We start from the raw sequence: 12,119 nt of genomic DNA on the forward strand, positions 1-12,119 counted from the left end.
GTCTCTCGACTCCTTCGGATGATCGGAAATTGCAACACTTCGTTGCAACGATCAGTCTAGGTGGGTCAGACGCCCTTGCTGACCGAACTCATGTTGAAATCCGGGATGCGCAGGGCGGGCATCGCGGCCCTGGTGAACCAGTCGCTCCACTCGCGTGGCAGGGTCTTCTCGGTCCGCCCGGCCTCCGAGGCCCGCGACAGCAGGTCCACGGGGGACTCGTTGAACCGGAAGTTGTTGACCTCGCCCACGACCTGGCCGTTCTCCACCAGGTAGACGCCGTCCCGGGTCAGGCCCGTGAGCAGCAGCGTGGCCGGGTCCACCTCTCGGATGTACCAGAGGCAGGTCAGCAGCAGACCCCGCTCGGTGCCGGCCACCATCTCCTCCAGCGACTTGTCGCCGCCGCCGTCCAGGATCAGGTTCCCGAAGGAGGGGGAGAGCGGCAGGCCCGTCAGAGCGGCGGTGTGCCGGGTCGTGGTCAGCCGGGCCAGCTCGCCGTCCCGGATCCACTCGGTCGCCGGGACCGGCAGGCCGTTGTCGAACACCGAGGCGTCGTCGCCGGAGCTGTGCGCGATCACGAACGGCGCGGACTCCAGGCCCGGCGCGTTCGGGTCGCTGCGCAGGGTCAGCGGCAGCTCGGTCAGCTTCTCACCGACCCGGGTGCCGCCCCCGGGCTTGGAGAAGACCGTACGGCCCTCCACCGCGTCCCGGGCCGCCGCCGACCACATCTGGTAGATCAGCAGGTCCGCCACGGCCGTCGGCGGGAGCAGGGTCTCGTACCGCCCGGCGGGCAGGTCGATCTTCCGTTCCGCCCAGCCGAGGCGCACGGCGAGCTCCGCGTCCAGGACGGTCGGGTCCACGTCCTTGAAGTCCCGGGTGGAGCGGCCGGCCCAGGCCGAGCGCTGGCGGTCGGGGGACTTGGCGTTGAGCTCCAGGGTGCCCATGGGCTGGTCGTGGCGCAGCCGCAGGCCCGTCGAGGTGCCGACGTACGTGGAGACCAGCTCGTGGTTGGCGAAGCCGTACAGCTCCCGGCCGCCCTCGCGGGCCCGGGCGAAGGCCTCGCCGAGCGCCGGGGCGAAGTCCGCGAACACCGCCGAGGTGGTCTCGGCCGGGGCGTCGGTGAAGTCCGGCGAGGCAGGGGTCCCGGTGACCAGCGGCTGGGCGTCCTCGGCGGGGCCCGCCCCGCGGGCGGCGGCCTCGGCGGCCCGGACCAGCGGCTCCAGGTCGGCCGCGGTGACGGCCGAGCGCGACACGACCCCCGAGGCCGTGCCCTGCTTGCCGTCGACCGTGGCGATGACCGTGAGGGTCCGGCCGCGGGTGACGCCGTTGGTGGTGAGCGCGTTGCCCGCCCAGCGCAGATTGGCGGTGGACTCCTCGTCGGCGATGACGACGCAGCCGTCGGCGGTCGACAGCTCCAGCGCCCGCTCGACGATCTCGTGCGGCTTGGTGCGTCCGTTCGAAAGCGTGCTCATCGGCCGGCCTCCTGCGTGGTGTTCAAGATGTTCACGTCGCGGAACAGCGCGGACGGGCAGCCGTGCGAGACCGCCGCGACCTGGCCCGGCTGGGCCTTGCCGCAGTTGAAGGCGCCGCCCAGGACGTAGGTCTGCGGACCGCCGACCTTCTCCATCGAGCCCCAGAACTCGGTGGTGGTGGCCTGGTACGCGACGTCGCGCAGCTGCCCGGCCAGCCTGCCGTTCTCGATCCGGAAGAAGCGCTGCCCGGTGAACTGGAAGTTGTAGCGCTGCATGTCGATCGACCAGGAGCGGTCGCCGACCACGTAGATCCCGCGCTCCACCCCGCCGATCAGGTCCTCGGTCGACAGCCCGCCCGGATCCGGCTGGAGCGAGACGTTCGCCATCCGCTGGACGGGCACGTGCCCGGGGGAGTCGGCGTAGGCGCAGCCGTTGGAGCGCCCGAGGCCGGTCAGCTTCGCGATCCGCCGGTCCAGCTGGTAGCCGACCAGCGTTCCGTCCTTGACGAGGTCCCAGCTCTGCCCCTCGACGCCCTCGTCGTCGAAGCCGACGGTGGCCAGTCCGTGCTCGGCGGTGCGGTCACCCGTCACGTTCATGATCGGGGAGCCGTACTTGAGCTTGCCCAGCTGGTCGAAGGTGGCGAAGGAGGTCCCCGCGTACGCCGCCTCGTAGCCCAGCGCCCGGTCGAGCTCGGTGGCGTGGCCGATGGACTCGTGGATGGTGAGCCACAGGTTGGACGGGTCCACGACCAGGTCGTAGCGACCGGCCTGCACGCTCGGCGCCCGCATCTTCTCGGCGAGCAGGCCGGGGATCTGCTCCAGCTCGGCGTTCCAGTCCCAGCCGGTGCCCGTCAGGTACTCCCAGCCGCGGCCGGCGGGCGGGGCGATGGTGCGCATCGAGTCGAACTCGCCGGTGGAGGCGTCGACCGCGACCGCCGTGAGCTGCGGGTGGATCCGCACCCGCTGCTGCGTGGTCGAGGTGCCCGCGGTGTCGGCGTAGAACTTGTTCTCCTGCACGGCGAGCAGCGAGGCGTCCACGTGCGCGACCCCGTCGGCCGCCAGCAGGCGCGCGCTCCAGTCGGCGAGCAGCGCCGCCTTCTCCGCGTCCGGCACCTCGAACGGGTTCACGTCGTAGGCGGAGATCCAGGTCCGCTCGGCGTGCACCGGCTCGTCGGCGAGCTCCACCCGCTCGTCCGAGCCCGCGGCCTTGATCACCTGGGCGGAGAGCTTCGCCATGGCCACGGCCTGCGAGGCCACCTTGGCGGCGCCGTCCATGGTCAGGTCCACGCCGGAGGCGAATCCCCAACTGCCCCCGTGCACCACCCGGACGGCGAAGCCGAGGTCGGTGGTGTCGGACCCGCCGGAGGGCTTGGCGTCCCGCAGGCGCCAGGAGGCGCTGCGGACGCGCTCCAGCCGGAAGTCGGCATGGTCGGCGCCCAGCGCGCGGGCCCGGGCGAGCGCCGCGTCGGCGAGCGCCCGCAAGGGCAGCGCGGTGAAGGCCGCGTCGATGGAATGGGGCACGGAAGTCCTCCCGGGGTCGGGGACGGTCGCTCCGATCATGTCGCGATCAGGGCGCTTGTGCCTACATCTTTCTGTAGGGACTCGACAGAGCCTGTCGCGAGGCCCTGTCGGGGGTCGATTCTCCGTACGAGGGATGTGACCTATAGGTTTTTGGTATTCAGACCGCTAGCGAAAGGGTGATCCGTTGAGCCGCTCGGTTCTCGTCACCGGAGGAAACCGGGGCATCGGCCTCGCCATCGCCCGAGCCTTCGCGCAGGCCGGCGACAAGGTCGCGATCACGTACCGGTCGGGTGAGCCGCCGGAGGCGCTCACCTCGCTCGGTGTCCTGGCGGTGCGGTGCGACATCACCGACTCCGAGCAGGTGGAGCAGGCCTACAAGCAGATCGAGGACACGCACGGCGCCGTCGAGGTGCTGGTGGCCAACGCCGGCATCACCAAGGACACGCTGCTGATGCGGATGTCCGAGGAGGACTTTGCCTCGGTCGTCGACACCAACCTCACCGGCACCTTCCGGGTGGTCAAGCGCGCGAACCGTGGCATGCTGCGTGCCAAGAAGGGCCGCGTGGTCCTGATCTCCTCGGTCGTCGGACTGCTCGGCTCGGCGGGCCAGGCGAACTACGCCGCCTCCAAGGCCGCGCTGGTCGGCTTCGCCCGCTCGCTCGCCCGTGAGCTGGGCTCCCGCAACATCACCTTCAACGTCGTCGCCCCCGGTTTCGTGGACACCGACATGACGAAGGTGCTCACCGACGAGCAGCGCGCGGGCATCGTGGGCCAGGTGCCGCTCGGCCGTTACGCGCAGCCCGAGGAGATCGCGGCAGCCGTGAGCTTCCTGGCGTCCGACGACGCCGCGTACATCACCGGAGCCGTCATTCCCGTTGACGGCGGATTGGGCATGGGTCACTGATCACCATGAGCGGAATTCTCGAGGGCAAGCGCATCCTCATCACGGGTGTGCTGATGGAGTCCTCCATCGCCTTCCACACGGCCCGGCTGGCCCAGGAGCAGGGCGCCGAGGTCATCCTCACCGCATGGCCGCGCCCGTCGCTGACCGAGCGCATCGCCAAGAAGCTGCCCAAGCCGGTCAAGGTGATCGAGCTCGACGTCACCAACGACGAGCACCTGGCCCGCCTGGAAGGCCTCGTCCGCGACGAGCTCGGCGGCCTCGACGGCGTCGTGCACTCCATCGGCTTCGCCCCGCAGGACGCCCTCGGCGGCAACTTCCTGAACACGCCGTTCGAGTCGGTCGCCACCGCCATGCACGTCTCGGCGTTCTCGCTGAAGTCGCTGGCCATGGCCTGCAAGCCGCTCTTCCCGGCGGAGGGCGCGGCCATCGTCGGCCTCACCTTCGACGCGCAGTTCGCCTGGCCCCAGTACGACTGGATGGGCCCGGCCAAGGCCGCGCTGGAGGCCACCAGCCGCTACCTCGCCCGTGACCTGGGCAAGGAGAACATCCGCTGCAACCTGGTCTCGGCCGGTCCGATCGGCTCGATGGCCGCGAAGTCCATCCCCGGCTTCGGCGAGCTGGCCGAGGTCTGGAACACCCGCTCCATGCTGGAGTGGGACATGAGCGACCCGGAGCCGACCGGCAAGGGCGTCGTCGCCCTGCTGTCGGACTGGTTCCCGAAGACCACCGGCGAGATCGTCCACGTGGACGGCGGCCTGCACGCGATGGGTGCCTGACCTCCGGTCAGATCCCCTGCGTCCGTACGACGGCGGCCGCGCTTCCCCCTCCGGGAGGCGCGGCCGCCGCCGTTGGCGCGGGCCGGACCGGCCGGGACCCGGTGCGGGCGGGGCCCGGCACGGGCCGGGGCGGGGTACGGCGCCCGGCGGGGCGGAGCCCGGAGCAGGCCGGGGCGGGCCCTGCGGTCGCGCGCTCGATCGCATGTTCACCGGCTGAGCGAATCTTCCCGAGTCGAAAACCAGGACAGATGCCTGCAAACTGGCCACGTCGGGATCTTCCCGGCTCCTGCGGGGAGGAGGTAGGAGTGCGAGCGAAGCCGAGCCGAGCGGTCTCGATACTGGTCACCTCAGTGGTCCTGACCGGACTCCTGATCCCCGGAGCGGCCGCGCAGCCCGGGGGAGACGAGTCGGCGCCCGGCCCCGAGGCGGTGGCCCCGGCTGTCGTGGAGCTCGCCGAGATCCCGGTGGAGCCCCCCGCGCAGCCCTCGCTGCCCTCCGCCCGGGAACTCTTCGGAGCCGACTGCGACACGGCGATCGAGGGCTCGCAGGTGACGGCGCACTGCCACAACGCCTACCCGGAGACCGACCTCGTACGGCTGCACGTCGAGTGTGACCGCTGGTGGGACGTGGACGGCGACGGCGTCGCCGTGGCCGTCGGCCCGGCCGGCCGGGCCGAGCTCACCGGCCGCTGCTGGAAGGAAGTCCGCTCGGCGTGGGTCAGCCACCAGCGGCCGTGAGCGGATTCCCCTCGGCGCTCTCGCCGAGGCAGGTGAACGGGTAGCCCGCCGCCTCCGAGGCCGCCGCGTCCCCGTCACCCCGCCGGATCGCCTCGATCAGCCGGGCGTGGTCCAGATGGGCTCCGGGATCGAGCTCGGTGCCCACGTCCGCCCGCAGCCAGTCGGCCACCAGCTCGCCGAGGTCCGCGTACAGCTCGATCAGCACGTCGTTGTGCGAGGCCGTCACCACCGCCATGTGCAGGCTCACGTCCGCCGCCACGAAGACCTCCGCGTCCCCGCCCGCCCACGCCTCCTCGCGGCGCGCCAGCAGGGCGTCCAGCTGCACGAGGTCCCGCTCGGTCCGCCGCTCCGCAGCCAGCCGGGCCGCCGAGGACTCCAGCGTCGACCGCAGCTCGGCGATGTGCCGAGGCTCGGCCCCGGCGAAGCGCCGGTGCATGACGCCCGCCAGCTCGCTGGTCGCGATGACGTAGGTGCCCGAGCCCTGCCGGATGTCGAGCAGGCCGTTGTGCGCCAGCGCCCGCACGGCCTCGCGGACGGTGTTGCGGGCGACGCCGAGCAGTTCGACGAGCTCCGGCTCGGTCGGGATGCGGGCGCCGACCGGCCACTCGCCGGAGGTGATCTGGTTCCGCAGCTGGGCGATCACCTGATCGACGAGTGCGGAGCGCCGGGGCGAGGTCAGCGGCATGGGTCCCTCTCGACGGTGACTGTGACGGTGACTGCGATTATGTTGCACGCGACTGGACAGCCAATCATCCCATGATTCTATGATGGCCGAATGTCCGACGAAGAGATCCAGACGCTCGACCGGCCCGCCGGGGGCCACACGTCCTCGCGGCAGGCCACCGGCGCGGCCGGGGCCTCCGCGGACCGCACCACGGCCGCCACCCCGCACACGCCCGAGCAGCCCTCCTGGCTCGGTCCGGTGCTCATCGTCGGAATCGTGCTGGCCGCCCTGAACCTGCGGCCCGCCATCACCAGCCTCGGCGCCCTCTTCGAGGAGACCCGCACGGGTCTCGGCATGAGCGGCACCGTCGCCGGACTGATCACCTCGGTCCCCGCCCTCTGCTTCGCCGTCTTCGGCGTCACCGCGCCCCGGCTCTCCCGCCGCTTCGGCCCGGCCGCCGTCGTCTGCGCCGGCATGGCCGCCGTCGCCACCGGCCTGCTGATCCGCCCCTTCGCGGCCGGCGCGGCCGGCTTCCTCGCCGCCAGTGCCCTGTCCCTGGCCGGCATAGCCCTCACCAACGTCCTGCTCCCGGTGATCGTCAAGCGCTACTTCCCGGACCGGGTCGGCACCATGACCGGCCTGTACTCCATGGCCCTGGCCGCCGGAACCTCGCTCGCCGCCGCCGCGACCGTCCCGCTGACCGGCGCCCTCGGCGGCAGCTGGCGCACCGGCCTGCTGGTCTGGGCCGGCCTCGCCGTGGTCGCCGTACTGCCCTGGCTGCCCATCGCCCGCACCTCCCGGCGCGCCGAGCGGGCCAGGGCCGCCGCCGCCGCGGCAGGAACGGGCCCCGCCGTACGCGCCGACACGGGCCCGCGGGTCGCCCGCAGCCGCACCGCCTGGGCCCTGGCCTGCTACTTCGGCCTCCAGGCCACGGGCGCGTACATCACCATGGGCTGGCTCCCGCAGATCTTCCGCGACGCCGGAGTGTCCGCCTCCACCGCCGGCGTGCTCCTCGCCGTCACCATGGTCATGGGCGTCCCGCTCGCCTTCGTCATCCCGGGCCTGGCCGCCCGCATGAAGAACCAGGGAGCCATCGCCGCCGCCCTCGGCGTCTTCGGCCTCACCGGCTACCTCGGGCTCTACTTCGCACCCGCCGCCGGAGCCTGGGCCTGGGCGCTCCTGCTCGGCGTCTCCAATTGCGCCTTCCCGCTGGTCATCACCCTCATCGGGCTGCGCGCCAAGTCCCCGGCCGGCGTCGTCAAGCTCTCCGCCTTCGCCCAGAGCACTGGCTACCTGCTCTCCATCCCCGGCCCCCTCGTCATCGGCACGCTCTACCAGCACAGCCGGGGGCACCTCCCAGCGGTAGCTGGGGGAGGCTGGGACCTGCCGCTCGCCCTGATGGCCGGCCTGCTCGTGCCGCAGATCGCGCTCGGCATCCTGGCCGGCCGGGACCGCACGATCGAGGACGAATGCGGCATGCGAGACTGACCGGCATGTCACCCGTACTCGAACCGAACCCGCAGGACGGCCGCAAGAAGCTCGGCCTCGTCCTCGGTGCCATCCTCGGCATCACCGTGATCATCTCCGTGATCGCGACGATCGCCTCGCCGTGAGGGTGGGGGTAACCCCACCACCCCCTAGGGGGTCAGGCTCAGGGTGAACTGGGGTGTGCCCCGGATGGGAACCGCTGCACCGGATCCATAGATTCGTTGACAGCGAGCCAGTCCGGTCCACACCCACGGAGGCGGCCATGTCGGCCCCCATGCACACCAGGTCCCTCCCGTCCCGCCCCCGGGCACGCGCCGTCACCGGCGCGAGCACCCGCCTGCACTGGTGGGCGCTGGCCCTGCCCGCCCTGGCCTTCGGGCTCCTGATGCTGCTCCTCGCCGGCTCCGCCGAGGCCCACGCGGCCACCGGCGAGGTCTCGGGCCTCGTCCAGGTCACCGAAGCGCTCCTGCGAGCCGTCGGCTGACCTCCCGCGCGCCCCTCACCCCCCGGGGTGAGCCCCCCAACACCCCTCAGCCCCATGGCCCGTTTCATGCGAAGCTGGGAGTCATGAGCGCCGACACACCCCGCAGGATCGCCCTCCTCCGGCACGCCAAGGCCGACTGGCCTGATGTGTCCGACCACGACCGCCCGCTGGCGGAACGAGGCCGCAAGGACGCGCCGGCCGTCGGTCTGAAGCTCGCCGAAACCGGCATCGCCTTCGACCTGGCCCTCTGCTCCACCGCAGCCCGCACCCGCGAGACCTGGAAGCTCGCCGTCCAGGAGATGCCGCACCGGCCGAAGACCCACTACGAGGAGAGGGTCTACGACGCCTCGCCGGGCGAGCTCATCGCCCTGCTGAACGAGGTCTCCGACGAGGTCTCCGACCTCCTCGTCATCGGCCACAACCCCGGCATGCACGCCCTCGCCGACGCCCTCTCCGGGCGCGCGGAGGGCGACACCCTCGAGCACATGACCCGTACGGGGTTCCCGACCGGGGCGCTCGCCGTCGTCTCCTTCACCGGTTCGTGGAAGTCCGTGGAGCCCGGCGTGGGCACTCTGCTCGACTTCTGGACCCCCAAGGACCACTGACCTGCACCGACCTGCACCGACCTGCACCGACCTGCGCCACGACGCACGAACGGGCCCCGGCAGCCGCACCGGCCGCCGGGGCCCTTTCATGTGGTGCTTCGTCTGAGCGTCGGGGGAGTCAGGCCAGGTCGGCGGCCTCGACCTCCTCGCGGGTGATCCCGAGCAGATACAGCACCGCGTCCAGGAAGGGCACGTTCACCGCCGTGTGCGCGGCCTCGCGGACCACCGGCTTGGCGTTGAAGGCCACGCCCAGCCCGGCCGCGTTCAGCATGTCCAGGTCGTTGGCGCCGTCACCGATGGCCACCGTCTGGGCCAGCGGCACCCCGGCCTCGGCGGCGAAGCGGCGCAGCAGCCGGGCCTTGCCCGCCCGGTCCACGATCTCGCCGGTGACCTTGCCCGTCAGCTTCCCGTCGACGATCTCCAGGGTGTTGGCGGAGGCGAAGTCCAGCCCCAGCCGCTCCCGCAGATCGTCCGTCACCTGGGTGAAGCCGCCGGAGACCACGCCCACCTGGTAGCCGAGCCGCTTGAGCGTGCGGATCAGGGTCCGGGCGCCCGGGGTCAGCTGCACCTCGGCACGGACCTTGTCCACGACGGAGGCGTCCAGCCCGGCCAGCAGCGCCACCCGGGCGTGCAGCGACTGCTCGAAGTCCAGTTCACCGCGCATGGCCCGCTCGGTGACCTCCGCGACCTCGGCCTCGCACCCGGCGTGGGCGGCGAAGAGCTCGATGACCTCGTCCTGGATGAGGGTGGAGTCCACGTCCATGACGACCAGGCGCTGGGCCCGGCGGTGCAGTCCGGCCGAGACCACCGCCACGTCCACGCCGATGTGGGCGGAAGCGGTGGCCAGCGCGGTGCGCAGCGGCTCGGTCTCGACACCCGAGACGGCGAACTCCACCGCCGTCACCGGGTACTTCGCGAGCCGGAAGATACGGTCGATGTTGCCGCCGACCGAGGTGATCTTGGCGGCGATGGCCGCGGTGGACTCGGCGGTGAGCGGATGCCCGAGCACGGTGACGTGGGAGCGGCCGCTGCCGCGCGGCCGGTTGTCACCGGTGCCGGAGAGGATCTCGGCCTGCATCTTGAGGGACTCGGCCCAGCTGTGGACGGTGGCCCGCAGGTCGCCCTCGGCGCCGCCGGCGGGCTTGGTGACGAGGGCGCACAGGACGATGCGACCACGGGTGACGACCTGCTCGATGTCGACGACGTCGACGGAGTAGGCGGCGAGGGTGTCGAACAGCCCGGCGGTGATCCCGGGACGGTCCTTGCCGAAGATCTTGACGAGGAGGGTGGGGACGTCGGAGGTCTGCGATGCGCTCATGGTGCCCTCACCGTATCTTCCCGACTCCCGGCACAGGACCCCCATCCCATTCCCTGAACGCCCCGCCGCGCCACATCCAGCCCCGCGGGCGCTCCAGGCACGGGGTCCATGCCCGAGCCCGGCTTTCCAGCCCCGCCGGCGCTTGAAGCGCGGGGCCGATGGCCGAGCCCCGCCCATCCAGCCCCGCCCATCCAGCCCCTCCGGCGTTTGAGGAGCGGGGTCCGGGGCGGAGCCCCGATCTTTGAGCCTCGCCGGCGTTTGAGGCGCGGGTCCGGGCAGCGCCCGGGGAACGGAGGAAGGGCGGGGCGGGGAGAGCTCCGCGCAGCGGCCCCCGCGCCCACCGTCACCGCGGCGGAGCCGACGGCTTCGGCGGAGGCGGCGGACCCCCCGGCGGCGGAGGCGGCGTGAAGGGCGGGCGCCGACCCGGCTTCGGGGGCCCCGGAGGCCGCGGCGGGATGCCGGTCACCGTCACGTCCCAGGAGACATGCGGCTCCTGGTGCGACGGCGACGGCGGCTGCGACGGCGGCTGCGACGGCGACGACGCCCCGCCGTACGGCCCGGAACCCCGCCCGGTCCCTCCAGGGGGCGGATACCGGCCATCACCCCCGCCGGGCGGACGACCGTACGGAACGGGCGGCGCACCAGACTCCGGCACCGGCCACCCCACCCCCACCGCCCCCGGCACAACAGCCGCACGCCGCCCCCGCGCCACCCCCGCCCCCACCCCACCCGCCACCGCACCCCAGACCGCCCCCAGCAACAGCGCGTACACGACGTCCCCCCGCAGCTCCACCCCCGCGTCCACCGCGTCCACGCCCAGCACCGCCAGCGAGGCATCCGCGGAGAGCCCCGTCAGCCACGCCAGCACCGCCAGCGTCACCCCGGTCACGGCCGACATCCGCGCCGCGCATCCCGGGATCCCGCGCCCGGGAGTCCGTACGGCCGCCAGCACGCCCGCGTAGAGCAGCAGCAGGGCCGCCCCCGCGACCAGCAGCCAGACCCGCTCGTCGTACTCCGCCAGGCGGGCCACCGTCACCGGCTCCCGCGCGGAGACCGCCAGCAGATCGTCCATCGGATGGGGCAGCAGCCGGGCCGGCGCACCCGTGACCTGCCCGTGCACCGGCACGAACAGCCCCAGCAGCACCCCCAGCCAGCTCCCGTTCGGCGCGCCCAGCAGCGCGGCCCCCAGCACCCGCCGGCCCTGCCCCGGCTCCGCGGCCGCTTCGCCGAGCGCCGCCCACACCGCCGAGGCCAGCCCGGCCGCCACCGCGACCAGCAGCATCGCCACCACCGCCGAGGCGGCCGGACGGAACCGGGCGAGCACCGCCGGCCCGCGCCGCGAGACGAGCAGCGCCACCGCCAGCACCGCGAGCACCCACACCCCCGCGCCCGCCAGACTCGGCCCGAGCTCCACCGAGAAACCCACCCGGGTCTGCGTCTCGATCAGGTCCCCGATGCGGTCCGGGAGCAGCCCGCCGATGTCCCCGATCCCGATGTCCCCGATCCCGATGTCCCCGATCCCGGGGATCTCGACCTTCGCCGGCGTCTTCGGCAGCGCCGCCGTCCCGTCGAGGGTGACCACGTCGTGCCCGGCCCACGCCAGCCCGCCCGCCGTCGCGACGAGCAGCGCCGTGAGCGCCGCGACCCTGGCTGCCGTCTCACCTGGGCCCGCCCCGGCCCGGAGCGAGCGCAGGAACACCCATGCCAGGACCAGCGCCCCGGCCAGCGACACCCCCAAGGGCATGACGTCCAGAGAGGTTTGGGCACCCGCCCCGGTGACCCCGAAGGCCGAGACGTCACCCGAGGGGGTCACGGTTCCGCCCACGGCGAGGACCACCACGGCCGCCGCCATCGCCCCGAGCGAGCCCCCGGCCGCGTCGGCGCCCAGCAGGTGCAGCCCCGACGCGGCCACCGCCGCCATCACGATGAGGGACCAGCCCACGGCGGCGACGGCGGACAGCAGCACGTCTCCCCAACGAATGCGGCGCATGCGTGAACCCCCGAAGCCGACCGAGCGGTACGCGACGGGACCACCGGGCGAGAAGTCCCGTATCTCACTCTCCGGGTGACTTTCGACCCCGTCAACGGGCAGTCGTAGACGCCCCGGCAAGGCCCGGATTCCACATACGGCTGCGGGCCTGAAATAGTTCCCCA

The 12,119-nt window shown here is 72.8% G+C and carries 12 protein-coding genes; 7 read left to right on the forward strand and 5 right to left on the reverse strand.

Features of this window, described 5'->3' with window-relative positions; all coding sequences use genetic code 11:
* Nucleotides 1-65: 65 nt before the first annotated feature.
* Nucleotides 66-1,469 carry a metallopeptidase TldD-related protein gene (locus OG534_RS28355; protein ID WP_326591728.1) on the reverse strand — a complete coding sequence of 468 codons (1,404 nt, stop codon included), beginning with the start codon at nucleotides 1,467-1,469 and terminating at the stop codon, nucleotides 66-68.
* Nucleotides 1,466-2,989, reverse strand: coding sequence for a TldD/PmbA family protein (locus OG534_RS28360; protein WP_326591730.1), 1,524 nt, complete (start codon nucleotides 2,987-2,989; stop codon nucleotides 1,466-1,468). The genes OG534_RS28355 and OG534_RS28360 overlap by 4 nt, the downstream gene beginning before the upstream one ends.
* A 184-nt stretch (nucleotides 2,990-3,173) precedes the next feature.
* On the opposite strand from OG534_RS28360, the gene fabG reads away from it, so the two are divergent.
* From fabG to OG534_RS28375, 3 genes are all read left to right on the forward strand, one after another.
* The gene (fabG, locus tag OG534_RS28365; RefSeq protein WP_326591732.1) at nucleotides 3,174-3,893 is read left to right on the forward strand and encodes a 3-oxoacyl-[acyl-carrier-protein] reductase; all 720 of its coding nucleotides are present in this window, start codon (nucleotides 3,174-3,176) and stop codon (nucleotides 3,891-3,893) included.
* A gap of 5 nt (nucleotides 3,894-3,898) precedes the next feature.
* Entirely contained in the window at nucleotides 3,899-4,669 is a 771-nt protein-coding gene (gene fabI, locus OG534_RS28370) for an enoyl-ACP reductase FabI (RefSeq protein WP_326591733.1), read from the forward strand.
* Nucleotides 4,670-4,974: 305 nt separating this feature from the next.
* The gene (locus OG534_RS28375) at nucleotides 4,975-5,406 is read left to right on the forward strand and encodes a hypothetical protein (RefSeq protein WP_326591734.1); all 432 of its coding nucleotides are present in this window, start codon (nucleotides 4,975-4,977) and stop codon (nucleotides 5,404-5,406) included.
* Here the strand turns inward: OG534_RS28375 and OG534_RS28380 are convergent.
* Nucleotides 5,387-6,091, reverse strand: a complete 705-nt coding sequence (locus OG534_RS28380) for a FadR/GntR family transcriptional regulator (protein ID WP_326591735.1) — start codon at nucleotides 6,089-6,091, stop codon at nucleotides 5,387-5,389. The two genes, OG534_RS28375 and OG534_RS28380, sit on opposite strands and share 20 nt — an antisense overlap.
* Before the next feature lie 90 nt (nucleotides 6,092-6,181).
* On the opposite strand from OG534_RS28380, the gene OG534_RS28385 reads away from it, so the two are divergent.
* The 4 genes from OG534_RS28385 to OG534_RS28400 all read left to right on the forward strand — a co-directional run bounded on the left by OG534_RS28385 (nucleotide 6,182) and on the right by OG534_RS28400 (nucleotide 8,647).
* Nucleotides 6,182-7,558, forward strand: a complete 1,377-nt coding sequence (locus tag OG534_RS28385; RefSeq protein WP_326591736.1) for a CynX/NimT family MFS transporter — start codon at nucleotides 6,182-6,184, stop codon at nucleotides 7,556-7,558.
* Between the two features lie 5 nt (nucleotides 7,559-7,563).
* Nucleotides 7,564-7,683, forward strand: coding sequence for an SGM_5486 family transporter-associated protein (locus OG534_RS28390; RefSeq protein ID WP_267882100.1), 120 nt, complete (start codon nucleotides 7,564-7,566; stop codon nucleotides 7,681-7,683).
* A 137-nt stretch (nucleotides 7,684-7,820) separates the two neighbouring features.
* Nucleotides 7,821-8,042 carry a hypothetical protein gene (locus OG534_RS28395; protein WP_326591739.1) on the forward strand — a complete coding sequence of 74 codons (222 nt, stop codon included), beginning with the start codon at nucleotides 7,821-7,823 and terminating at the stop codon, nucleotides 8,040-8,042.
* Nucleotides 8,043-8,125: 83 nt separating this feature from the next.
* The gene (locus tag OG534_RS28400) at nucleotides 8,126-8,647 is read left to right on the forward strand and encodes a SixA phosphatase family protein (RefSeq protein ID WP_326591740.1); all 522 of its coding nucleotides are present in this window, start codon (nucleotides 8,126-8,128) and stop codon (nucleotides 8,645-8,647) included.
* A gap of 118 nt (nucleotides 8,648-8,765) precedes the next feature.
* Here the strand turns inward: OG534_RS28400 and serB are convergent, their stop codons facing one another.
* Nucleotides 8,766-9,965, reverse strand: a complete 1,200-nt coding sequence (serB, locus tag OG534_RS28405; RefSeq protein ID WP_326591741.1) for a phosphoserine phosphatase SerB — start codon at nucleotides 9,963-9,965, stop codon at nucleotides 8,766-8,768.
* Between the two features lie 343 nt (nucleotides 9,966-10,308).
* Nucleotides 10,309-11,955: a streptophobe family protein gene (locus OG534_RS28410; RefSeq protein ID WP_326591743.1), complete on the reverse strand. Its 1,647-nt coding sequence runs from the start codon at nucleotides 11,953-11,955 to the stop codon at nucleotides 10,309-10,311.
* Nucleotides 11,956-12,119 lie beyond the last annotated feature (164 nt).

It is taken from the genome of Streptomyces sp. NBC_01294, assembly GCF_035917235.1.
In the GTDB taxonomy this organism is placed as follows: domain Bacteria; phylum Actinomycetota; class Actinomycetes; order Streptomycetales; family Streptomycetaceae; genus Streptomyces; species Streptomyces caledonius.